This is a genomic window from Stenotrophomonas sp. BR163, from assembly GCF_047520985.2.
Classification (GTDB): Bacteria; Pseudomonadota; Gammaproteobacteria; order Xanthomonadales; family Xanthomonadaceae; genus Stenotrophomonas; species Stenotrophomonas sepilia.
The window spans coordinates 1-22,289 of the sequence record NZ_JAXBRE020000015.1; the positions used below are offsets into that span (position 1 = coordinate 1).

The 22,289-nt window shown below is 67.7% G+C and carries 15 protein-coding genes and 1 rRNA gene; 10 read left to right on the top strand and 6 right to left on the bottom strand.

Annotation, left to right across the window (positions count from 1 at the left end):
* Window positions 1-8: 8 nt before the first annotated feature.
* Window positions 9-123 (top strand): 5S ribosomal RNA (gene rrf / locus ACM0PY_RS13320).
* Between the two features lie 365 nt (window positions 124-488).
* Here the strand turns inward: rrf and ACM0PY_RS13325 are convergent.
* From ACM0PY_RS13325 to hemH, 3 genes are all read right to left on the bottom strand, one after another.
* Window positions 489-2,594 carry a methyl-accepting chemotaxis protein gene (locus ACM0PY_RS13325; RefSeq protein ID WP_180886473.1) on the bottom strand — a complete coding sequence of 702 codons (2,106 nt, stop codon included), beginning with the start codon at window positions 2,592-2,594 and terminating at the stop codon, window positions 489-491.
* 291 nt (window positions 2,595-2,885) lie between these two features.
* A complete protein-coding gene (locus tag ACM0PY_RS13330; RefSeq protein WP_111202116.1) occupies window positions 2,886-3,740 on the bottom strand; it encodes an alpha/beta fold hydrolase in 855 nt (284 codons plus the stop codon).
* Entirely contained in the window at window positions 3,737-4,699 is a 963-nt protein-coding gene (gene hemH / locus ACM0PY_RS13335) for a ferrochelatase (protein ID WP_065177801.1), read from the bottom strand. The genes ACM0PY_RS13330 and hemH overlap by 4 nt, the downstream gene beginning before the upstream one ends.
* 165 nt (window positions 4,700-4,864) lie before the next feature.
* Between hemH and ACM0PY_RS13340 the strand changes: the two genes are divergently transcribed.
* The 4 genes from ACM0PY_RS13340 to tatC all read left to right on the top strand — a co-directional run bounded on the left by ACM0PY_RS13340 (window position 4,865) and on the right by tatC (window position 7,284).
* A complete protein-coding gene (locus tag ACM0PY_RS13340) occupies window positions 4,865-5,758 on the top strand; it encodes a lipid-binding SYLF domain-containing protein (protein WP_061480672.1) in 894 nt (297 codons plus the stop codon).
* A gap of 75 nt (window positions 5,759-5,833) precedes the next feature.
* On the top strand, window positions 5,834-6,061 hold the full coding sequence (gene tatA / locus ACM0PY_RS13345; protein WP_005420453.1) for a Sec-independent protein translocase subunit TatA: 228 nt from the start codon (window positions 5,834-5,836) through the stop codon (window positions 6,059-6,061).
* Window positions 6,062-6,076: 15 nt separating this feature from the next.
* Window positions 6,077-6,538 (top strand): Sec-independent protein translocase protein TatB, encoded by a 462-nt coding sequence (gene tatB, locus ACM0PY_RS13350; protein WP_072168854.1) that lies wholly within the window; start codon window positions 6,077-6,079, stop codon window positions 6,536-6,538.
* Window positions 6,535-7,284 carry a twin-arginine translocase subunit TatC gene (gene tatC / locus ACM0PY_RS13355; protein ID WP_005420449.1) on the top strand — a complete coding sequence of 250 codons (750 nt, stop codon included), beginning with the start codon at window positions 6,535-6,537 and terminating at the stop codon, window positions 7,282-7,284. Before tatB ends, tatC begins: the two co-directional genes overlap by 4 nt.
* Window positions 7,285-7,360: 76 nt before the next feature.
* Here tatC and ACM0PY_RS13360 read toward each other — a convergent pair whose 3' ends face one another.
* Genes ACM0PY_RS13360 through ACM0PY_RS13370 form a run of 3 tightly spaced genes read right to left on the bottom strand, consistent with a single transcriptional unit; the run spans window position 7,361 to window position 10,875 of the window.
* Window positions 7,361-8,272: a BPSS1780 family membrane protein gene (locus tag ACM0PY_RS13360; RefSeq protein WP_414609324.1), complete on the bottom strand. Its 912-nt coding sequence runs from the start codon at window positions 8,270-8,272 to the stop codon at window positions 7,361-7,363.
* Window positions 8,273-8,321: 49 nt separating this feature from the next.
* The gene (locus tag ACM0PY_RS13365; protein WP_072168856.1) at window positions 8,322-9,068 is read right to left on the bottom strand and encodes a glutamine amidotransferase; all 747 of its coding nucleotides are present in this window, start codon (window positions 9,066-9,068) and stop codon (window positions 8,322-8,324) included.
* The gene (locus ACM0PY_RS13370; RefSeq protein ID WP_180883630.1) at window positions 9,040-10,875 is read right to left on the bottom strand and encodes a GspE/PulE family protein; all 1,836 of its coding nucleotides are present in this window, start codon (window positions 10,873-10,875) and stop codon (window positions 9,040-9,042) included. The genes ACM0PY_RS13365 and ACM0PY_RS13370 overlap by 29 nt, the downstream gene beginning before the upstream one ends.
* Window positions 10,876-10,958: 83 nt before the next feature.
* On the opposite strand from ACM0PY_RS13370, the gene glyQ reads away from it, so the two are divergent.
* From glyQ to ACM0PY_RS13395, 5 genes are all read left to right on the top strand, one after another.
* Window positions 10,959-11,870: a glycine--tRNA ligase subunit alpha gene (gene glyQ / locus ACM0PY_RS13375; protein WP_049412007.1), complete on the top strand. Its 912-nt coding sequence runs from the start codon at window positions 10,959-10,961 to the stop codon at window positions 11,868-11,870.
* An 87-nt stretch (window positions 11,871-11,957) separates the two neighbouring features.
* Window positions 11,958-14,033: a glycine--tRNA ligase subunit beta gene (gene glyS / locus ACM0PY_RS13380; RefSeq protein ID WP_134970851.1), complete on the top strand. Its 2,076-nt coding sequence runs from the start codon at window positions 11,958-11,960 to the stop codon at window positions 14,031-14,033.
* 175 nt (window positions 14,034-14,208) lie between these two features.
* A complete protein-coding gene (locus ACM0PY_RS13385) occupies window positions 14,209-16,005 on the top strand; it encodes an autotransporter assembly complex protein TamA (RefSeq protein WP_032954656.1) in 1,797 nt (598 codons plus the stop codon).
* Window positions 16,002-19,859, top strand: a complete 3,858-nt coding sequence (locus tag ACM0PY_RS13390; protein WP_180883632.1) for a translocation/assembly module TamB domain-containing protein — start codon at window positions 16,002-16,004, stop codon at window positions 19,857-19,859. The genes ACM0PY_RS13385 and ACM0PY_RS13390 overlap by 4 nt, the downstream gene beginning before the upstream one ends.
* A 180-nt stretch (window positions 19,860-20,039) precedes the next feature.
* Complete coding sequence (locus tag ACM0PY_RS13395) at window positions 20,040-22,187, top strand: S46 family peptidase (protein WP_180883634.1); 2,148 nt, start codon at window positions 20,040-20,042, stop codon at window positions 22,185-22,187.
* Window positions 22,188-22,289 lie beyond the last annotated feature (102 nt).

Sequence of the window (22,289 nt, forward strand, 5' to 3'; positions counted from 1 at the left end):
AAAGCCTCCCTGGTGAAATTAGCGCTGTGGAACCACCCGATCCCATCCCGAACTCGGAAGTGAAACGCAGCTGCGCCGATGGTAGTGTGGCTCAAGCCATGCGAGAGTAGGTCATCGCCAGGGTTTATACCCAAAACCCCGCTGCTCGCGCAGCGGGGTTTTTCTTTGGGCGCAGTAAATACAGGTAGTGCCGACCGCTGGTCGGCAACCCGATGGCGTTACATCGCCCGGTAGATCCACGCCATGCGTGGATGCCGTCCACGAGGAAGCATTGCGCCAACCAAGGTTGGCCGCTACCAATCGATTGCCGGCCAGCGGCCGGCACTACCGGTAGATCCATGCCGTGTGTGGATGCGGCGCCAAACAGGGCTGGCCGCTCCTCACGGCAGATCCGGAAGCGGACTTTTCCTGACCCATCACGCAGAAGCAGGCAAAAAAACGGCGCCCTGCGGGCGCCGTCTTGACCAGGATCGCATTGCAGGCCCGGATCAGGCGGCCCGCGGGACCTCGTGCGGTTCCTGCTGGCGGAACACCGATACCGCCTCGGTAAGCGTCCCCGCCTGCGACTGCAGCTCGCGTGCGGCCGCGGTGGCTTCTTCCACCAGCGCCGCGTTCTGCTGCGTGGCCTGATCCATCTGCACCACGGTCTGGTTGATCTGCTCGATGCCGATCGACTGCTCCTGCGACGCTGCGGAAATTTCGCGCATCAGGTGGCTGACATCCTCCACGCCGCCGGCAATGCCCTGCATCCGCTTGCCGGCGTCGGCCACCAGCTGGGCACCTTCGCCCACCTGCCGGCCTGCCTCATCGATCAGCTTTTTGATTTCCTGTGCGGCGGCGGCAGAACGCTGCGCCAACACGCGCACCTCGCTGGCCACCACGGCGAAGCCACGACCCTGCTCACCGGCGCGTGCGGCTTCCACCGCCGCATTGAGCGCGAGGATATTGGTCTGGAAGGCGATGCCATCGATCACGCCGGTGATGTCGCCGATCCGCTTCGAGGCGCCTTCAATCGCCTGCATGGTGTCGACAACCCGCTGCATCGCGGTGTTGCCATCACTGGCGGCGCTCTGCGTGGACGCAGCCAGCTCACTGGCCTCGCGCGCATGCGCAGCATTCTGGCGCACGGTAGCGGTCAGCTCCTCCATCGAGGCTGCGGTTTCCTGCAGGTGCGCCGCCTGGCGCTCGCTGCGCTCGGACAGCGCACCATTGCCTGCAGCGATCTCGCTGGCGGCGGTACTGATCGAGGCTGCGCACTGCTGGATGCGGCCCACCATGCGCGCCAGCTGGCCGGCGGTGGCGTTGGCATCGCGCTGGATCGCGGCGAAGGCACCGTGGTACTCACCGCGCATGCGCCGATCGAGATCGCCGTTGGCCAGCGCCGAAAGCATCTGCCGCACTTCATCGACGGTGCTGCCCAGCGTATCGAGCAGCTGGTTGATGCCACCGGTCAGGCCATCGAGGAAGCTGGCGCCTTCGGTCGCCTGCAGGCGCTGGCCGAGATCGCCGGCAGCGGCAGCAGCGACGATGCCGGCCACGGCGTTCTCAAGCGCCAGCTCCTGGGTACGGTCATGCCATTCCACGGCGAAACCGAGGCGCATGCCCTGTGCATCGAACACCGGGGTGACCACCTGCGCGAAGTGCACCGGGCCGATCTGTACCTTGCCGTTGTGGCTGGCCTGCAGACCGTTGAGGATCGCGCGGATGCGGTCCGGGTTGGCATGGAAGCGATGGATGCTGCTGCCAACCAGGCGTTCGGCATCGAAGTCAGGGAAGGCCTGGCGCAGTGTCGCCTGCTGGTTGCGCAGCAGAGCCACCACCGAGCGGTTCACATAGCGGATCACGTGATCGTTGTCGGCGATCATCATCGCGGTGCGCGAGGCATCCAGTGCCTGGCGGATCTGCGCATTTTCGGCATGCGCCGCCGCCTCGAGTCCACGCTGGGCCTGCACGTGGCGTGCAGTGTCGGCCAGGGCGTGGGCGAGTGAACCCGGTGCATAGGCGCCGGTGTCGGCATGTGCACCAAGATCGGCACCGGTGGCAATGTCGCGTGCCAGCGCGGCAAGCCGACGCGGGCCGTGGCCAAGGGCCTCGGTCTGCTGCCGAAGGCGCAGTGCGACCTGGCCGAGGAACAAGGTCAGGCCCGCGAACATGCCGGCCTGCAGCAGCGTTGGCCACAGCGCGGCAACGTCCTGCAACGGTGCCAGCAGCGCGAGCGTGCCGATGCCACCGGCCAGCCATACCGGCAGGCGATCACGATGGCTCAACAGCACGCCCAGCAGCAGCGCAATCGGCAACGCCGGCGACAGGCCCGTGATCGCGCACAGCCCTGCCAGCTGCAGCGACAACAACAGCGCCAGGCCATTGCGGGTGACGCAATGGCCCGCCTTGGGACCGGCCAGCCATATGGCAGGCAGCACAGCGGCCGCAACCAGCGAGGCGGTCAGGGCATGAGGCCCGCGCAGGGCCAGCACCAGGCCGGCCACCGCCAGTGCCGCACTGCCGATCAGCAATCGGCGGTCAGCGCGGTGGGCGAGCTGCTGCAGATGCGGCAGGCGGGCGGTATCGGGGGGACGAGTGGATGCAGCGGACATCGGCGACTCCTGGATCAGCAGACGGCTACGGCCACACGGTGGCGCACGCACGAGTGCGTGGCCAGGGCATGGACCGGGAATTCGGGGAATGCGACGCAATCAACGTCGCGCAGACGGGGCGCCGTGACCACATCCTGTGGGTGACGGAGCAATGGAGCGGGCATGCGGACTTCCTTGCAGGACCAGACACACGCCGCAGGCCCGACCGGGCCCACGTGCTGCGGACGCAGTGGCCCGCAACTGATGTATCGGCAGGAAGTGCGCAGAATGAAGTGCAGCGGACGCTGCGACTCAGCCGGCGTTGTCGTTGCCGAGGAAGCGCAGGATCACCTCGGCGATGCGTGCCGGGTCTTCCATATGCAGGTGGTGGTTGCCGGGAAACACGGCCAGCCGTCCATCACGCAGGTGCTGCAGGCGATCACTGCGCATCGGCTCGGGATAGTAGGACTGCGCCGGCGTGGCATAGATCACCTGCGTCGGGCAGGCGATGGCCTGCAGCAGGTTGTCGATCTGGCCTTCGCTGAGGCGGATCGCAGTGGGCAGCATCAGGCGCGGGTCGCTGCACCAGCGGTAGCCACCTTCGACCGGTTCCACGCCTCGCTCGACCAGCAGCCGTGCGCAGGGTTCGCTGAGCTGGTTGGTCATCATCCGCGCGCGGATCGGCGCTGCCAGATCGGGAAACACGCGCAGCTGCTTGCGTGCCAACGCCCGCGTAGCGTTCACATGCTCGCGCAGGCGATGCGCCGTTTCTTCCTCGGGACCGCGCAGGCCGCCGAGTGCTTCGATCGCCACCAGCCGATCAACACGGTCGCTGACCGAGGCGGTAAGGCTGGCAATGCCGGCACCCATTGAATGGCCGAGCAGGCTGAATCGGTCCCAGCCCAGCGCGTCGGCGACATCGAGTACGTGGCAGATCGCGGCGGCCGTGGTGTAGCTGGCACCCGCCGGCAGGTGTGCGCTGTGACCGTGGCCGGGCAGATCGATGGCAACCAGCTGCAACGCCGACAGGTGCGGCGCCAGCGGCACGAAGCTGGCGGCGTTGTCGAGCCAGCCATGCAGGGCCAGCACGCGTGGGCCGCCGCCGTGGTTGCGCAGGCCGGCGACGCGTGCGCCCCCGACCTGGAGTTCAAACGGTTGCAGGCTCATGCCAGCGAGGACACGGCCAGCCGTGCCAGGGCGCGTGCATGCTCCGGCTCGGCGTTGAGGCAGGGGATGTAGCGCATCGTCGCACCGCGCTCGGCCAGTGTTTCGGTGAAGCCCAGCGCAACCTCTTCCAGCGTCTCCAGGCAGTCGGTGGCAAATCCGGGGCAGACCACGTCGATCTGCTTCACGCCGGATTCGGCCAGCGCCCACAGGCTGGGCTCGGCATACGGCTGCAACCAGCGCTCGCGGCCGAAGCGCGACTGGTAACCCATCTGCCAGTCGTCCTTGCCCAGGCCCAGTGCATTGGCGATGGCCTGCGCACTGGCCTCGCAGCGCTGCGGATACGGGTCGCCCGCGTCGGCCAGGCGCTGCGGGATACCATGGAAGGAAAACATCAGTTTCTGACCGCGACCGTGCTGTTCCCAGTAGCGGCGGATCGATCCGGCTACGGCCTCGACCCAGCCGGGATCGACCGAGTAATCCCGCACCAGGCTCACGGTCACGCCCGGGTTGCGGCGCTGCCACGCATCGACCCGGTCTTCGACCGAGGCGGTGGTGGTGGTGGAGTACTGCGGGTACAGCGGCAGCACCACGATCCGGCGCGCGCCGTCGGCGGCCAGACGGTCGAGCTCGCCGGCCAGCGCCGGTTCGCCGTAACGCATCGCATGGCGCACCGTCAGGGTCGGCAGCAGGGCCTGCATGGCCTGCGCCAGCTGGCGCGTATGCACCATCAGCGGTGAGCCGTCGGGCAGCCAGACCTGGGCGTACTTGGCCGCCGACCGGCCACTTCGCAGCGGCAGGATCAGCCCGCGCAGCAGCGGCTGCCAGAGCAGTGCCGGAATCGCGACCACGCGCGGGTCGGACAGGAATTCGGCCAGGTAACGGCGTACGGCGGGGGCCGTCGGCGTCTCGGGCGTGCCTAGGTTGACCGCCAGCACGGCGGTATCGGGTGCGTCGAGCATGGGCGGTATTGTCGCCTATCCGGCGCCGCACCGGGATGCAGGGTTCGGATTGCAGGCATAGCGCGCATCAATGCGGGCAGGGAACGCTCATTGGGGATTCATGACAACACCACTAATTTCAGTCACTTGCTATATCTTCCTATGGACTGACTTCTGGAGCCTGCCATGCGTCGCCCGATCCAAGCCCTGCTGATCGCCGCCAGCCTGCTGTCCAGCCAGGCCATGGCCGGACCGCAGGAAGACCAGCGCGCCCGCAACGCCGTGCGCGTGCTGGCTGAAATCCAGGAAATCCCTGAACAGGGCATTCCGGACAAACTGCTCGACGAAGGCCGCGCGGTCATCGTCATTCCCGACACGATCAAGGCCGGTCTGGTCATTGGTGGTCGTCGTGGCCACGGCCTGATGTCGGTGCGCATGCCCAACGGTGCCTGGTCCAATCCGGTGTTCGTGAAGCTCACCGGTGGCAGCATCGGCTTCCAGGCCGGCGTGCAATCTTCGGATGTGGTGCTGGTGTTCCGCAACGACCGCAGCCTGGACAATCTGGTCAACGGCAAGTTCACGCTCGGCGCCGATGCCGGCGTTGCCGCCGGTCCGGTCGGCCGCAATGCCGCCGCCGCCACCGACGGCCAGCTGAAGGCCGAGATCTGGTCCTGGTCGCGTGCCCGTGGGCTGTTCGCGGGCGTCGCGTTGGATGGTGCGGTGCTGCAGATCGACGATGCCGCCAACCTTGACGCCTACGGCAGCAACACCACGCCGCGCATGATCTTCGAAGGTCGCGCCGCCGGTGCGCCGTCGATGGACGTGGTCGCCTTCCGTGATCGTCTGGAAGAGGCCACCTACGCCGCCCGCAACAACCGCAACGGCAACGGTGGCAGTGCACCGCGTCCGGCGGCGACCCCGGCGGTTGCGCCGGCGCCTGTTCAGGCAGCGCCGGCCGCCCCAACCGAAGCCACCACCGCGCCGTTGCAGAACGTGCCGCAGAACCCGCCGCCGCAGCAGCAGGGCTTCCAGCCGGTCAACGACGGCGAAATCCGCACGGAAACGCTGGGCGGAAACTGACTTTCGTCACGCGCGCCGGCTAACACCCGGTGCGCTATGCTCGACAGCCTGATCACTAACGTAACGAGCGTCTTTATGGGCAGTTTCAGCATCTGGCATTGGTTGGTCGTGCTGGCCATCGTCCTGCTGGTGTTCGGCACCAAGCGCCTGACCAGTGGCGCCAAGGACCTCGGCTCGGCGGTCAAGGAATTCAAGAAGGGCATGCGCGACGAAGACAAGCCGAACGCGCAGCTGGGCGATGAGTCGCGTAGCCAAGACGCCTCGCGCACCGCGCAGGACGAGCACGACCGTAACGCTCGCTGATCCGGAGCGGTTGCGGTGTTCGATATCGGCTTCAGCGAACTGCTGGTGATCGCGGTGGTCGCCCTGGTGGTGCTCGGTCCCGAGCGCCTGCCCAAGGCGGCCCGCTTCGCCGGCCTGTGGGTGCGCCGTGCCCGCAATCAGTGGGATTCGGTGAAACAGGAACTGGAGCGCGAACTGCAGGCCGAGGACATCAAGCGGCAGATGCAGGACGTGCGCCAAGGCATGCAGGACACCGAGAACCAGCTGCGCGCCAGCGGTGAAGCGATCCGTCGCGAAGCGCAGCAGGCGCAGCAGCAGGGCGATACGCTGGCGCAGGAGGTTCGCGCACCGGCGCCTGCGGATCTGCCGCCGCATATGAGCGCTGCGCCCGATGCCGATGCGCCGGCACAGGAGAGCGTTGCTCCCGAGCCGACGCCGGCGACACCCCCTGAAGCCGGTGCGCCGCCGCCGCAGAGCAGCCCGGAGCGCCAGCCATGAGTGAACAGGATTTCGGCGAAAGCTCGCTGGTCGAACATCTGGTGGAGCTGCGCGGCCGCCTGGTGCGCGCATTGCTGGGCCTGGGCGTGGTGCTGCTGGCGCTGCTGCCATTTACCCAGAAGCTGTACAACGCGCTGGCCGAACCGCTGGTCTCGCAGCTGCCCAACGGGCAGACGATGATCGCGACCAATCCGGCCGGCGCCTTCTTCGCGCCATTGAAGCTGACCTTCTTCGTGGCCCTGTTCGTGGCGGTGCCGTGGCTGCTGTACCAGCTGTGGGCCTTCGTCGCCCCGGGGCTTTACGCGCGTGAGAAGCGCCTGGCGGTGCCGCTGCTGGTGTCTTCGGTACTGCTGTTCTACACCGGCTGTGCCTTCGCCTACTTCCTGGTGCTGCCAGCGGTGTTCCATTTCCTGACCACCTTCAGCCCGGACGTGATCGCGATCACCCCGGATGCGAATGCCTACCTGGATTTCGTGCTGGCGATCTTCTTCGCCTTCGGTGGCAGTTTCGAACTGCCGGTGGCGATGGTGATCCTGGTCCTGCTGGGCTGGGTGACGCCGCAGCAGTTCAAGGAAGGCCGTGGTTACGCGATCGTCGGCATCTTCGTGCTGGCGGCGGTGCTGACCCCGCCGGACGTGGTCTCGCAGCTGATGCTGGCGATCCCGATGTGCCTGCTCTACGAGCTGGGCATCCACGCCGCACGCTGGCTGGTGCCATCGTCGGCGGTGAAGAAACCCGCCGCCTAAAAAAGGGGACGGAGGGGATTAAGTCGTTATCGGCACAGTGGCACAAACGACTTAATCCCCTCCGTCCCCTTTTTCGTCAGGCGTGGAAGATGTCGCTTGAGGCCGGGGTGGTCGGCACCGGCGGTGCTGCGCGGCTGCCACGGTGCACGAACATCTGCTTCCACGCGGCGTAGACCGCGCCGACATACAGCGGCATCAGCACCGTGGTCAGCACCAGCTGGGCGATGAAGGCGGCGGCCAGCGGGCCTCCGATCAGCATCGCGATCTGGATCACGATCACGAACAGGATGTAGATGCAGAACGCGGCGATCAGGCCGAGCACGGCGAACACGATCATCGCGCCGATGTTCTCGATGCAGCCCTGCAGGCTCAGGCGCAGCGCGTGCATGCCGCTCTGCTTGTCGAACACCACCAGCGCCGGCTGGGTGAACATCGCCAGCGAGAGCGCCACCGCGCTCAGGAACACCAGCAGCATCCACAGCGCGATGCGCTTGGCCGGCAGGTTGGCGACCAGCGCCGCGGCATCGTCCGGCTTGATCTGCTGGCCACTGCGGCTGATCTCTTCCATCTTGGTCATGACCTCGCTGAAGGCGGTGAAGCCTTCGCGGCCGATCATCATGAACAGCAACGCGCCCAGCAGCAGCACCGCCAGCACCTGGATCGCCAGCGGCACCAGCAGGTGGCTGACGCGGTGGTCGCGGATCGGCTGCAGCAGGTGCGAGGACAGGCCCGGGCGGCCTTCGTCGATCTCACCCACGGCGTAGAGCATGCCGCCGAACATGACCGGCGAGATGGCCAGGGTCATCAGCTGCACGGCCATGCCGGCGGCGCCGGGAATCAGCGTCGACAACAGGGTGACCACCCAGCTCACCAGCAGCCAGGCCAGGCCGATCCGGGCCAGCTGCAGCGGCGCACGCCGGTACAGGGAGAACGTATCCAGCAACCACTGGGCGCCCGCCGAGGCCGGCAGCTTGCGAATCTCTTTCATGGACATCCGGGAAGGACAGGAGGGGACGGGCGGTTGCCCGTGCCGCTGATTATCCCTGTTTTGCCGCCGGCTGGGCTGAAGACAGCCGCGCCTGTCGGACGAAGCGGCGCAGCAGCTGGCGGGCCAGCGGTGCGGCGCTGACTGCGCGCTCGATGCTGCGCGCACAGCCGCCGTGGCGGCCGATGCAGTCGGCGCGGGCGCGCACGTAGCCGCGCATGTGGTGGGTGGCGAATTCGGGGTGGAACTGCACGCCCCAGGCCTGGCGCCCCCAGCGGAACGCGTGGCAGCCATCCAGCGGCGAGCGTGCCAGCACCTCGGCACCGTCGGGCGCGCGCAGCACGGTCTGCAGGTGGGTGGCGTGGGCGGCAAAGTGCTGCGGCAGGCCCTGGAACAGCGGATCCTGTGCCGCCTGTGGCTGCAGCTCCAGCTCGATCGTGCCGGACTCGCGCCCGGCCGGGTTGTAGGCCACCTCACCGCCCAGCGCATGCGCCAGCAGCTGGTGGCCGTAGCAGATGCCGAACACCGGCAGGCCGGCGTGGACGGTCTGGCGCAGCCACGCCGCGCTGCGCTCGCTCCAGTCGGCGTGGTCAGTAACGAAGGCGGCCGAGCCGGTCACCAGTACGCCGGCAAAACCGTGCGGATCGGGCAGGGCGCCACCGTGTTCGACATCGACCACCACCGTCTCGTGCTCTTCCAGCCCGGCGGCGACGCGGATCCAGTGCGGAAAGCGCCCGTAGCGGCGCAGCGACGGTACCGGGCGGCCGGTTTCAAGGATCAGGAAGGGGGCTGGGTTCATCCGGGGGCGGCAGCACTGACAGGACTTCCTCGATTGTAGTCAGCCCCTGCGCCACCTTTTCAAGCCCGGCCTGGCGCAGGGTTCGCAGCCCTTCAGCGCGCGCGGCACGGGTGAAACCGGCCAGATCCATGTCGGCGCGGATCTGCCCGCGCAGCCGTGAGCCCAATGGCAGCAACTCATACAGGCCGATGCGGCCGAGAAATCCGGTGCGCCGGCACTCCAGGCAACCGACCGGACGACAGGGCGTGGCGGCATCTGGATATGCAGCCTGGCTATCAGCCAGCACCGCCCAGTCGGCAGCACCAAGGGTGTGCGGCTGCTTGCAGTGCGGGCACAGGGTACGCACCAGGCGCTGGGCGAGGATGCCGTTGAGGGTGCTGGCCAGCAGGTAGTGCGGCACGCCCAGGTCGAGCAGGCGGGTGACCGCCGACGGTGCATCGTTGGTGTGCAGGGTGGACAGCACCAGATGGCCGGTCAGCGACGCCTGCACCGCCATCTGCGCGGTCTCCAGATCGCGGATCTCGCCGATCATGATGATGTCCGGGTCCTGCCGCAGCAGGGTGCGCACGCCGCTGGCGAAGTCCAGGTCGATGTTGGCCTGCACCTGCATCTGGTTGAACTCGGGGGCGATCATCTCGATCGGGTCCTCCACCGTGCACACGTTCACGTCCGGCGTGGCCAGCCGCTTCAGCGTGGAATACAGGGTGGTGGTCTTGCCCGAGCCGGTCGGGCCGGTGACCAGTACGATGCCGTGCGGGCGCTCGACCAGTGCATTCCAGCCAATGGCCTCCTGCGGGCTGAAACCGAGCTGGTCGATGCTCTTGAAGGCGGCATCGGGGTCGAAGATGCGCATCACGCACTTCTCGCCGAACGCGGTGGGCATGGTCGACAGACGCATCTCGACCTCGCGGCCACCCGGCGAGCGGGTCTTGATGCGGCCGTCCTGCGGGCGCCGGCGCTCGGCCAGGTCCATTCGGCCGAGTACCTTGATGCGGCTGACCACCGCGGTCATCACCGCCGGCGGCACCTCGAACACCTTGTGCAGCACGCCGTCGATGCGGAAGCGCATGCGTCCCATCTCGCGGCGCGGTTCCAGGTGGATGTCCGAGGCGCGCTGCTCATAGGCGTACTGCAGCAGCCAGTCGACGATGTGCACGATGTGCTGGTCGTCGGCATTGACGTCGCCGGTGCGGCCCAGCTCGACCAGCTGCTCGAAGCTGGGCAGGGTGGTGTTGGCCTCGCCGCGGACGTCGCCGCGCGCGCCACGCACCGAACGGGTCACCCCATAGAACTCCATGGTGTAGCGGTGCAGGTCGAGCGGATTGACCACCGCCAGCTCGATGCGGCGGCGGGTCAGGTGCTGCAGGTCGCGGCGCCATTCCTGCACCAGCGGCTCGCTGGTGGCCACCAGCACCCGTTCGGCATCCACTGCCAGCGGCAGGAAGCGGTGGCGACGGGCATAGGCGTGGGAGACCAGCGCGGTGACCGCAGCGACGTCGACCCGGGTCGGATCGATGCGCAGGTAGCGGCTGCCGGTGCGTTGGGCCAGCCATTCGGTCAGGCGTTCCAGGGTCAGTTCGCCGCCGTCGCGGGTGGCCAGCTTGAGGTTGGACAGCAGCACCAGCGGGTGCACTTCACTGGCATTGCGCGCGCCCTGTGCGGAAAACCGCATGCGCTCGCCCTCGTGCTCGGCGACCAGGCCGTCGGCCAGCAGCGCCGCACCAACCTGCTCGAAATGCAGGCGGCCCCACGGCAGCGGGACGCCGCCTGGCTCGCCGGGCGTGCCCACCGGCAGCCGATGTTCCATCTGCCTGCTCCTCCCGGGTACGGAATGCCCCGCAGGTCGGCCGTTATACTAGCGCACCCCCTTGCCGGCCAAGACTCGTACGCATGTCCGCGACCCCGACCGTTCCGATCACCTTCCAGGGCCTGATCCAGACCCTGAACCAGTTCTGGGCCCAGCAGGGCTGCGTGCTCATCCAGCCGCTCGACCTGGAGGTGGGCGCCGGTACCTTCCACCCGGCCACCTTCCTGCGTGCGATCGGTCCGGAAAGCTGGAACGCGGCCTATGTGCAGCCGTCGCGGCGCCCGACCGACGGCCGCTACGGCGAGAACCCGAACCGCCTGCAGCGCTACTACCAGTACCAGGTGGCGATGAAGCCGGCGCCGGACAACATCCAGCAGCTGTACCTGGATTCGCTGAAGGCACTGGGCATCGATCCGCTGGTGCACGACCTGCGCTTCGTCGAGGACAACTGGGAATCGCCGACGCTGGGCGCGTGGGGCCTGGGCTGGGAAGTCTGGCTCAACGGCATGGAAGTGACCCAGTTCACCTACTTCCAGCAGGCCGGTGGCCTGGAGTGCCGCCCGGTGCTGGGCGAGATCACCTACGGTCTCGAACGCCTGTGCATGTACCTGCAGAACTGCGACAACGTCTATGACCTGGTCTGGACCTACGGCCCGGACGGCCAGCCGGTGACCTACGGCGACGTCTACCACCAGAACGAGGTGGAGCAGAGCACCTACAACTTCGAATACGCCGACGTGGACGAAATGTTCCACCGCTTCGATGCCTGCGAGCGTGAAGCGCAGAAGCTGGTGGAAGTGGGCCTGCCGCTGCCGGCCTACGAGCAGGTGATGAAGGCCAGCCATACCTTCAACCTGCTCGATGCGCGCCGCGCGATCAGCGTGACCGAGCGCCAGCGCTACATCCTGCGCGTGCGCGCGCTGGCCCAGGCGGTGGCCAAGGCGTATTACGAGCAGCGCGAGAAGCTGGGCTTCCCGGGCGCGAAGAAGGCCTGACCGCCTTCCTGCACCGTCCCGCTTTTCATCAACTACCCGGGGCGCCGGACGCGTTGCGCGCTGCGCCCCCACCACAGGATCGAACCGATGAGCCAACTGTCCCCCCTGCTGATCGAACTGGGCACCGAGGAGCTGCCGGTCAAGGCGCTGCCGGGCCTGGCCCAGGCGTTCTTCGACGGTGTTGTCGAAGGCCTGCGCAAGCGTGGCGTCGCGCTGGAGCTGGGCGATGCCCACCCGCTGTCGACCCCGCGCCGGCTGGCCGTGCTGCTGCCGGGCGTCGGCCTGGAACAGCCGGAACAGCACAGCGAAGTGCTGGGCCCGTACCTGAACATCGCGCTGGATGCCGAAGGCCAGCCGACCAAGGCCCTGCAGGGCTTCGCCGCCAAGGCCGGGATCGACTGGACCGCGCTGGAGAAGACCACCGACAACAAGGGTGAGCGCTTCGTGCACCGCGCGGTGACCCCGGGCGCGAGCACCGCCAGCCTGTTGCCGGACATCCTGCGCGAGGCGATCGCGGCGATGCCGATTCCCAAGCCGATGCGCTGGGGCGATCACGCCTGGGGCTTCGCCCGCCCGGCACACTGGCTGGTGCTGCTGCACGGCGCCGACGTGGTCGAGGCCGAACTGTTCGGCCTGCAGGCCGGCCGCGCCAGCCGTGGCCATCGTTTCCACCACGACCAGGCCGTGTCGCTGGCGCAGCCGCAGGACTACGTTGAAGCGCTGCGCGCCGCGTTCGTGCTGGTCGACCCGAGCGAGCGCCGCGCGCGCATCGTCGCCGAGGTCGAGGCCGCCGCAGCCGGGGCCGGTGGCAGCGCCCGCATCACCGAAGACAACCTGGAGCAGGTGGTGAACCTGGTCGAATGGCCGTCGGCGGTGCTGTGCAGCTTCGAACGCGCGTTCCTGGCGGTGCCGCAGGAAGCGCTGATCGAGACGATGGAGATCAACCAGAAGTTCTTCCCGGTGCTGGATGCCGCCGGCACGCTGACCGAGAAGTTCATCGGCATTGCCAACATCGAATCGAAGGACGTGGCCGAAGTGGCCAAGGGCTACGAGCGGGTGATCCGCCCGCGCTTCGCCGATGCCAAGTTCTTCTTCGACGAGGACCTGAAGCAGGGCCTGGTGTCGATGGGCGACGGCCTGAAGACGGTGACCTACCAGGCCAAGCTGGGCAGCGTGGCCGACAAGGTGGCGCGCGTGGCCGCACTGGCCGAAGTGATCGCAGCCCAGGTCGGTGCCGATCCGGCGCAGGCCAGGCGGGCTGCCGAGCTGGCCAAGAACGACCTGCAGTCGCGCATGGTCAACGAATTCCCGGAATTGCAGGGCATCGCCGGCCGCCACTACGCCGTGGCCGGTGGTGAATCGGCCGACGTGGCGCTGGCCATCGACGAGGCCTACCAGCCACGTTTCGGTGGTGATGACATCGCGCTGTCGCCGCTGGGCAAGGTGCTGGCCATCGCCGAACGCGTGGATACGCTGGCCGGTGGTTTCGCTGCAGGCCTGAAGCCGACCGGCAACAAGGACCCGTTCGCGCTGCGCCGCAATGCGCTGGGCCTAGCCCGCACGATCATCGAAAGCGGCTTCGAACTGGACCTGCGCGCGCTGATGGCCAGCGCCAATGCCGGCCTGGCCGCGCGCAACGTGCAGGCCGATGTCGGCGAGCTGTACGACTTCATCCTCGACCGCCTGAAGGGCTACTACGGCGACAAGGGCGTGCCGGCCACGCACTTCAACGCGGTGGCCGAGTTGAAGCCGGCCTCGCTGTACGACTTCGATCGCCGCCTGGATGCGATCGGCACCTTCGCCGCGCTGCCGGAGGCAGAGGCGCTGGCCGCGGCCAACAAGCGCATCCGCAACATCCTGCGCAAGGCCGAGGGCGAGATTCCGGCGCAGATCGACGCGGCACTGCTGCAGGAAGATGCCGAGCGCGCGCTGGCCGAAGCGGTGACCGCCGCCATCGATGACACCGGCGCCAGCCTGCACCAGAAGGATTATGTGGCGGTGCTGGCACGCCTGGCGCGCCTGCGTCCGCAGGTCGACGCGTTCTTCGATGGCGTGATGGTCAACGCGGAAGATCCGGCACTGCGTGGCAACCGCCTGGCGCTGCTGACGATGCTGGGCGAGCGCCTGGGCAAGGTGGCGGCGATCGAGCATCTGTCGAGCTGACGCCCGTATCGGTAGTGCCGGCGTTGTCTATCGGGGTCATTGCCGACATCGTGGACGATGCCGGCATCCTGATTGGTCGATTGCGACAATCGACACCTTGCGGTGTATTTTGACCGCCACTTAACAACCGATCCGCAATGACGTGATGCATTTCGCATCGTCACCTCCGGTCGGTATGCTGTGCCGCATGCAGCCAAAGAAATACGCCCTGCCGCTGATGGTCCTGTCGCTGGCCGCCACTTCCGTGGTCCATGCGCGCGGCACCATCGACAAGGTGGACATCAAGGGATTGGACAAGGGCGACGACGCCGCAATCATCGAGAACATCCAGGAATCGCTGTCGCTGTACGACACGATCGGCAAGGAGCAGGGCGAATCGCGCCTGGAGTACCTGCTGTCGCAGGCCGAGCGGCAGACCCGCCAGGCGCTGGAGCCATTCGGCTACTACAACCCGGTGATCAAGGTCGAGGCGCCGCGCGAGGATGAGCACGTGCGCGTGCTGATCCATGTCGACAAGGGCGCCCCGGTGACCGTGCGCCGCGAGCACATCGACATCACCGGCCCGGCGATGTACGACCAGTACCTGCAGGACGACCTGGCCGCCTTCAAGCCGCGCAAGGGCCAGCGCTTCGAGCACACCCAGTACGAAGCCAGCAAGATCACCATCACCCGGCGCCTGGCCGAGCGTGGCTACTTCGATGCCGACTACACCCAGCGCCAGGTGCAGATCACCCGCGCCGACAACGCCGCCGACATCGACCTGACCTGGGACAGCGGCCGCCGCTACAACATGGGCCCGGTGCGCTTCGAGCAGGATTACTTCGTCGACAAGCTGTTCGATCCACTGGTGTACTGGGACCAGGGCAGCTACTACCACGAGGGCAAGCTGGACCGGCTGCGCGAGTCGCTGACCAAGCTGGACTACTTCAGCGTGATCGACATCCAGCCGCGCCCGGACCAGGCCGATGAAAACGGCGAAGTGCCGGTAGACGTGAAGCTGACCCGGGCCAAGCGCACCATCTACACCGCAGGCCTGAGCTACGGCAGCGAGAGCGGCCCGGGTGTGCGCGGTGGCATCGAGCGGCGGTTCCTGAACAACCGCGGCCACAAGATGAACACGCAGCTGGACTATGCGCAGAAGCGCAAGAGCCTGGTCACCAGTTACCGCATTCCGGCCTTCAACTGGCTTGATGGCTGGTACACCTTCGCCGCCAGCGCGTACGACGAGCAGACCGACTACATCGATCTGCGCAACTTCAAGCTGATCGCCAGCCGCAGCGGCGAGATCAACGAGCACTGGACCGCGATCGCCTCGATCAACGCGCTGCGCGAGCGCTGGCGCTATGCCTCCGGCACCGAATTCACCGACGCGGTCTACAACACCTCGACGCTGGTGTACCCGCAGATGGTTGCCGACTACGTCAACGTCGACGACGAGATGTTCCCGCGCAAGGGCATCAGCGGCGCGGCGACGGTGCGTGCCGGCGTGGAAGGCGCCGGCTCGGATACCAGCTTCGTGCAGGCCAACGCCGTGTTGCGCTGGTACATCCCGGTGGGTGAAAGCAATCGCCTGATCCTGCGCGGCGAGGGCGGCACCACCTGGACCAGCGATCTGGTGGCGATGCCGCCGAGCCTGCGCTATTTCGCCGGTGGTGACCGCAGCATCCGCGGCTACGCCTACCGTGAGGTCGGCCCGCGTACGCCGAAGCCGGACAAGTACGCGCTGGGTGCCAAGAACCTGGTGATCGGCTCGGCCGAGTACGAGCACTACTTCAACGGTGGCCCCTGGGGTGCGGCGGTGTTCGTCGATACCGGCAGTGCCTTCGACAACACCATCGACCTGCATACCGGCGTCGGCTTCGGCGTACGCTGGAAATCGCCGGTGGGCCCGGTGCGCATCGACGTGGCGCACGGCCTGAACAACCCGGATTCGCAGTTCCAGCTGTACCTGAACATCGGAGCGGACCTGTGAGCACGCCCGCACCGACCCCGAACACCCCGCCGCCACGCGTGCGTTTCTATCGCCGTCGCCGCTTCTGGGCATGGTCCGGCGCCGGCGTGATCGGCCTGGTGCTGCTGGCCCTGCTGGCGGTGTACTGGCTGCTGCAGACCGTGGCCGGCCGTGACGTACTGCTGGCCCAGGTGGTGGCGCGGCTGCCGGTGGGTGCCAGCTTCACCTGGGACAAGGTGGAGGGTCCGGTGGCCGGACCGCTGACCCTGTACAACGTCGACTTCCGCTATGACGACATCCATTTCCACGCCGAGCGTGCGCACCTGGAGCCGGACCTGCGCCCGCTGCTGGGCCGCAAGCTGCTGCTGGACAAGCTGGAGCTGACCAACGCGACGCTGAACCTGGCCAAGAGCGATGAGCCGTTCAAGCTGCCGTCCTGGCCCGATTCCCTGCCGCAGATCGAGATGCCGCTGGCGATCCAGGCCGATGCCATCGCAATCGATGGCTTCCGCATCAGCCAGGCCAACGAACCGGTGATCGACATCAGCCGCGTGCGCGGCGGCATCGAGATCGCCAACGGCGAGTTCCAGGCGCACAAGCTGGTGGTGGACAGTGACATGGGCAACTTCACTGCCCAAGGCCATTACATCCCGGCCAAGGACTACGACACCGACGTGACGGTGACGGCGGTGTTGCCGGCACCGCGTGGGCGCACGGCCGCTACCGTCGGCCTGGTCGCCCGCGGTGACCTGTCGCACATGGAAGTGGCGGTGGCCGGGCGTGCACCGAAGCCGCTGCACGCGATGCTGGTGTTCGATGGCCGCACCGACCCGACGTGGAATGCCAGCGTGCGCAGCGACGAGCTCGATCTGGCGCTGCTGTCGCCGGCATTGGCGAGCTCGGCGATCACGCCGTTGTCGCTGGAATTCACTGCTGCTGGCAAGGGCGGCAATGCCAGCCTGCGTGGCAAGGTGAAGCAGGGCGAGCAGGAACTGGAACTGGCACCGTCCGTGGTGTCATTGCAGGACCAGGTGCTGAAGGTTTCGCCGCTGCTGCTGAAGGGTCTCGGTGGCGAAGCCCGCCTGGAGGGTACCGCCGATTTCAGCCAGGAAGACCAGCAGAAACTCAACTTCTCGGTGGTCGCGCGTGACCTGAGCTATGTACCGGCGCCCGATCCGAACACCGCCGGCAGCGCACCGGTGCCGGTCACTCTGAAGGAAGCACGCTTCGGCCTGGCCGGTACCCTGAAGGCCTGGGCGGCGATCGGCCGTGCCGAGGTCGAACGCGAAAAGCAGAAGGCGCAGCTGCACTTCGATGTGCGCGGCAACGACCAGGCCGCGTCGATCCACCAGCTGCAGGCGCAGACGCCGGGTGGCCAGCTGCAGGTGGAAGGCCAGGTGGCCTGGGCGCCGCAGCTGGACTGGGACGCCAAGGCCACGCTGAAGGACTTCGACCCCGGCTATTTCGTGCCAGGCTGGAATGGCCGCCTGTCCGGCAACCTGGCCTCCAAGGGCCGCCAGCTGCCGCCGCCAGCAAACGCGCCGCCGGGCACGGCCGGCACGCTGGAAGCCACCGTCGACCTGCCGTCGCTGAAGGGCATCCTGCGCCAGCGCAATCTCGACGCACAGGGCAAGTTCGCGCTGCAGGGCGCGCAGGGCCAGGGCGACCTGAAGCTGGCGCTGGGCAGCAGCCGGGTGACCGCGTCGGGCAAGGTCGGCGACCGCCTCGACATCGACGCGCGTTTCGAACCGCTGCAGCTGAGCGATCTGCTGCCCGGCGCCGATGGCGGCCTGCGTGGACAGGTACAGGTGAAGGGCCCGCGCGATGCGCCGGACATCACCGCCGACCTGGTCGGCAACAACCTCAACTGGGATGGCTACGGCGCCGAGAGCGTGAGCATCAAGGGCCGCCTGCCGTGGCGCGGCGACAGCGGCACGCTGGCGGTGCAGGGCCAGCAGGTCAACGCGGGCATGCTGCTGGAGCGGCTGAACATCGACGCGCAGGGCAGTGTGTCCAACCTGCGCCTGGCTGCGCAGACCCGCAACGAGATGGGTGCGGTCGAGCTGCAGGGCAGCGTGCGCCAGCAGGGCACGCAGTGGCGTGGCGAGCTGGCGTCGCTGCGCATCGCACCGGTGAAGGGTGATGCCTGGGCGCTGCGTGCACCGGCGGCGTTCGCGATCAACGGCAGCACCTACACGCTGTCCGAAGCCTGCCTGGCCGCGGCCAGCAGCGGCGCGCTGTGCGCACAGGCCAACTGGCCGCGCGAAGGCCTGGTGGTGCGCAGCGACGCGCTGCCACTGGCGCTGGTGCAGCCGTGGTTGCCGCCGCAGTCCGGCCGGCGCATCTACCTTCGCGGCGATGTCAGCCTGGACGCGCAGATCCGCCCGCGCGGCAACGCCTGGGAAGGCCATGTGGAAGTGCGCTCGAAGGAAGGCGGCGTGCGCCTGGGCGAGAACCGCAACACTGTGGGCGATACCACCCGCGGCGAGCTGGTGCGCTATGACCAGTTCTCGCTGAAGCTCGACATGACCCCGGCCAGCATCAAGGGCTACCTGGGCATGGGCTTCCAGGGCAATGGCTTCGTCGACGCCAGGATGCAGACCGGCTGGGAAGCCAGTGCGCCGCTGAATGGTGAGCTCTACCTCAACATGTCGCGGCTGTACTGGCTGGAGCTGTTCTCGCCGGACATCGTGCGACCGACCGGCCTGATCGAAGGCCACGTCAGCCTGCGCGGGACGCGAGGCCAGCCGTCGCTGGGTGGCGACGCACAGTTGAGCAACTTCAAGGGTGAATTCCCGGCGCTCGGCCTGACCTTCGACCAGGGCAAGGGCAGCTTCGTGGCCCAGCCCGATGGTTCGGCCAAGATCACCGCGCAGGCCAACTCCGGCCAGGGCACGCTGTACGTGGACGGTGGCCTGTCGTGGTTCGGCGATGCGCAGCCGCTGCAGCTGAAGATCCATGGCGAGAACGTGCTGCTGTCCAACACCAGCGAACTGCGCATCGTCGCCAACCCCAACCTCGACTTCACGTTGGCCAAGGCAGCGATGGAGCTGCGTGGCACCGTGCATGTGCCCGAGGCCGACATCGATCTGGAACGCCTGGATCGCGGCACCTCGGTATCCGAAGACGTGGTGGTGCTCGACCCGGCCGATCCGGAAGAGTCGCGCACCTCGCCGCTGGACATGGACCTGACCGTCAGCCTCGGCGACAAGGTGAAGATGACCGGGTTCGGCCTGAAGGGCGCGCTGACCGGCAAGATGCAGGTCTGGGCCAAGCCCGGCCGCGAAATGACCGCCAATGGCGGCCTGGAAGTGAGCGGCCGCTATAAGGCGTATGGTCAGGACCTGACCATCACCCGTGGCAACCTCAACTGGAACTACAACGCGGTGTCCGACCCGCGCATCAACATCCGCGCCGAGCGCCGGATCGGTGATGTCACCGCCGGCATCGACGTGACCGGGCGTGCCCAGCAACCGCGTGCCGACGTGTGGTCCGATCCGGCGATGTCGCAGTCCGAGGCACTGGCCTATCTGGTGCTGGGACGCAGCCTGACCGGCGCCAGCAGCGACCAGGCGCAGCAGGTCAACGCGGCCTCGGCGGCGCTCTCGGCTGGCAGTGGCCTGCTCGCCTCGCAGCTGGGTGCCAAGCTGGGCCTGGATGATGCAGGCGTGAGTCAGTCGCGCGCGCTGGGTGGTTCGGTGATCGGCGTCGGCAAGTACATCTCGCCCAAGCTTTACGTGGGTTACGGCGTGTCGCTGGTGGGCGCCGGTTCGGTGATCACGCTGAAGTACCTGCTGCGCCGCGGGTTTGATGTGGAAGTGGAGTCGAGCACGGTGGAAAACCGTGGTTCGATCAACTGGCGGCGGGAGAAGTAACCCGCCGTGGCATCCCTTTAGAGCCGAGCCATGCTCGGCTTCTGCGCGCAGCGCGGGTTGAAGGAAGAGCAGCCGAGCATGGGCTCGGCTCTCCCCCGTCAGGTCCCCAACCATTGGCCGTTGCCCCATCCGGCCCCAGCGGCTATGGTCCCGGGCTGTTCTGTCGTACCGGATTGCCTCATGTCGCCACGCAAAGCCCTTCCCACCGCCCTGGCCCTGGGCCTGACCCTTGCCGCTGGTGCCCACGCCGATGAAGGCATGTGGATGCCGACCCAGCTGCCGGACCTGGCCAAGCCGCTGCAGGCCGCTGGCTTCAAGGGCAATCCGGCCGACCTGGCCAACGTCACCGCACCGCCGCTGAGCGCGGTGGTGCGCGCGGGCGGCGGCACCGGGTCGTTCGTGTCCAGCGACGGCCTGCTGCTGACCAATCACCACGTGGCGATGGGCGTGATCCAGTACAACAGCTCGCCAGAGCACGACCTGATCAACGGTGGCTTCATCGCCAGGGACCGTGCCGACGAGCGCCCGGCCAACCCCGACTTCCGCGTGCTGGTCACCGTTGGCTTCGACAAGGTGACCGATCAGGTGCTGGCGCAGGCCCGCGGCAAGACCGGCCGTGCCTACTTCGATGCCGTCGATGCGGCCAGCAAGCAGATCGTGGCTGAGTGCGAGAAGGACGGCAGCGTGCGCTGCTCGGTGGCCAACATGTACTACGGCACCGACTTCTACCGCATCGCCCAGCTGGAACTGAGCGACGTGCGCCTGGTGTACGCGCCGCCGCGTGCGATCGGCAACTATGGTGATGAGATCGACAATTTCATGTGGCCGCGCCACACCGGCGACTTCACCCTGCTGCGCGCCTATGTGGGCAAGGACGGCAAGCCGGCCGCCTACAGCAAGGACAACGTGCCCTACCAGGCGCCGGCGCACCTGCAGATGTCGGTGGAGGGCCCGAAGGAGGGCGACTACGCGATGCTGGCCGGTTATCCGGGCATCACCTACCGCCACCGTACCGCGGCAGAATTCGCCGGCCAGATCGACACCGTGCTGCCGCGCCGCGTTTCGGTGTTCCAGCAGATGATCGACACCATCGAGGCGGCAACCGCCAAGGACGCGCAGGCACGTACCCGTTACGCTTCGCAGCTGCAGTCGCTGAAGAACAACCGCAAGCGCGCCGCCGGTGAGCTGGAAGGCCTGCTGCGCAGCGATGCCAAGGCCCAGCGTGCCGCCGACGAGACCGCGATGCTGGCCGCCACCGACCGCAGGTACCAGGGCGACATCAAGGCGCTGCTGGCCAACCTGTCACAGGGCGCGGCGGTGGGCGAGCGTGACCTGCTGCTGGACCAGATGGCCGCACAGAGCCAGTTGCTGCGCTCGGCGCTGCTGCTGGAGCGCCTGCGCATCGAATCGGCCAAACCTGACGCGCAGCGCGAGAGCGGTTACCAGCAGCGCGACCAGGCGATGATCGAAGGCGTGCTCAAGCAGGTCCAGCGCCGCTACGCGCCGGAGGTCGAGAAGGCCCTGCTGACCACCCTGCTGACCCGCTACCAGCAGCTGCCGGACGCGCAGCGCGTGGCCGAGTTCGACGCGGCCTTCGGCCGCACCCCGCAGCAGCTGGCCACGGCGCTGGACACCCTGTACGCCGGAACCCAGCTGGGCGATGAGGCGCAGCGCCTGTCGCGCTTTGCCGCCGCACGCGAAGGCAAGGCCCTGGCCGCCGATCCGCTGATCGCCGTGGCCGGCCCGCTGGTGGCCGCGCAGCTGCGCATCGAAAACGAGAGCAAGACCCGCGAAGGCGAGCAGTTGCGCCTGCGCCCGGCGTACATGCAGGCGCTGTTCGCCTGGCGTGCCAAGCAGGGCCGCGCCGTGTACCCGGATGCCAACCGCACCCTGCGCATCAGCTACGGCAGGGTCGAGGCACTGCACCCGCGCGATGGCGTGACCTACTCGCCGGTGACCACCGTGGCCGGCATCGTCGAGAAGAACACCAACGCCTATCCGTTCGACGCACCCAAACCGCTGCTGGCCGCGATCGCCAAGGGTGACTTCGGCAGCACTGCCGACCCGGCGCTGAAGACCCAGACGGTCAACTTCCTGACCAACCTGGACACCACCGGCGGCAACTCCGGCTCGCCGGTGCTCAACGCCAAGGGCGAACTGATCGGCCTGAACTTCGACAGCAACTGGGAGTCGGTCAGCGCCAGCTGGTGGTTCGACCCGCGCTACAAGCGCGCCGTGCACGTGGACATGCGCTACCTGCGCTGGCTGCTGGCCAAGGTCTACCCGGCGCCGGAACTGCTGAAGGAAATGGGCGTGCCGGCCCAGTAAGAAGCCGGCCACGACCCACGGTCGTGGCCCGCACCGCGTAGGCCCCCACCTGGGTGGGGGTGGTTGCCCCCAACGCGCCCGCACCCCCGGCCACGCCTGGCC

Excerpts from the sequence above, each read along its gene's own strand:
- ACM0PY_RS13370 (WP_180883630.1), bottom strand. The coding sequence starts at position 10,875 with ATGGAACATCGGCTGCCGGTGGGCACGCCCGGCGAGCCAGGCGGCGTC.
- ACM0PY_RS13330 (WP_111202116.1), bottom strand. The coding sequence starts at position 3,740 with ATGAGCCTGCAACCGTTTGAACTCCAGGTCGGGGGCGCACGCGTCGCC.
- ACM0PY_RS13325 (WP_180886473.1), bottom strand. The coding sequence starts at position 2,594 with ATGTCCGCTGCATCCACTCGTCCCCCCGATACCGCCCGCCTGCCGCAT.
- ACM0PY_RS13365 (WP_072168856.1), bottom strand. The coding sequence starts at position 9,068 with ATGAACCCAGCCCCCTTCCTGATCCTTGAAACCGGCCGCCCGGTACCG.
- ACM0PY_RS13340 (WP_061480672.1), top strand. The coding sequence starts at position 4,865 with ATGCGTCGCCCGATCCAAGCCCTGCTGATCGCCGCCAGCCTGCTGTCC.
- tatC (WP_005420449.1), top strand. The coding sequence starts at position 6,535 with ATGAGTGAACAGGATTTCGGCGAAAGCTCGCTGGTCGAACATCTGGTG.
- ACM0PY_RS13360 (WP_414609324.1), bottom strand. The coding sequence starts at position 8,272 with ATGAAAGAGATTCGCAAGCTGCCGGCCTCGGCGGGCGCCCAGTGGTTG.
- hemH (WP_065177801.1), bottom strand. The coding sequence starts at position 4,699 with ATGCTCGACGCACCCGATACCGCCGTGCTGGCGGTCAACCTAGGCACG.
- glyQ (WP_049412007.1), top strand. The coding sequence starts at position 10,959 with ATGTCCGCGACCCCGACCGTTCCGATCACCTTCCAGGGCCTGATCCAG.
- glyS (WP_134970851.1), top strand. The coding sequence starts at position 11,958 with ATGAGCCAACTGTCCCCCCTGCTGATCGAACTGGGCACCGAGGAGCTG.
- ACM0PY_RS13395 (WP_180883634.1), top strand. The coding sequence starts at position 20,040 with ATGTCGCCACGCAAAGCCCTTCCCACCGCCCTGGCCCTGGGCCTGACC.
- ACM0PY_RS13385 (WP_032954656.1), top strand. The coding sequence starts at position 14,209 with ATGCTGTGCCGCATGCAGCCAAAGAAATACGCCCTGCCGCTGATGGTC.
- tatA (WP_005420453.1), top strand. The coding sequence starts at position 5,834 with ATGGGCAGTTTCAGCATCTGGCATTGGTTGGTCGTGCTGGCCATCGTC.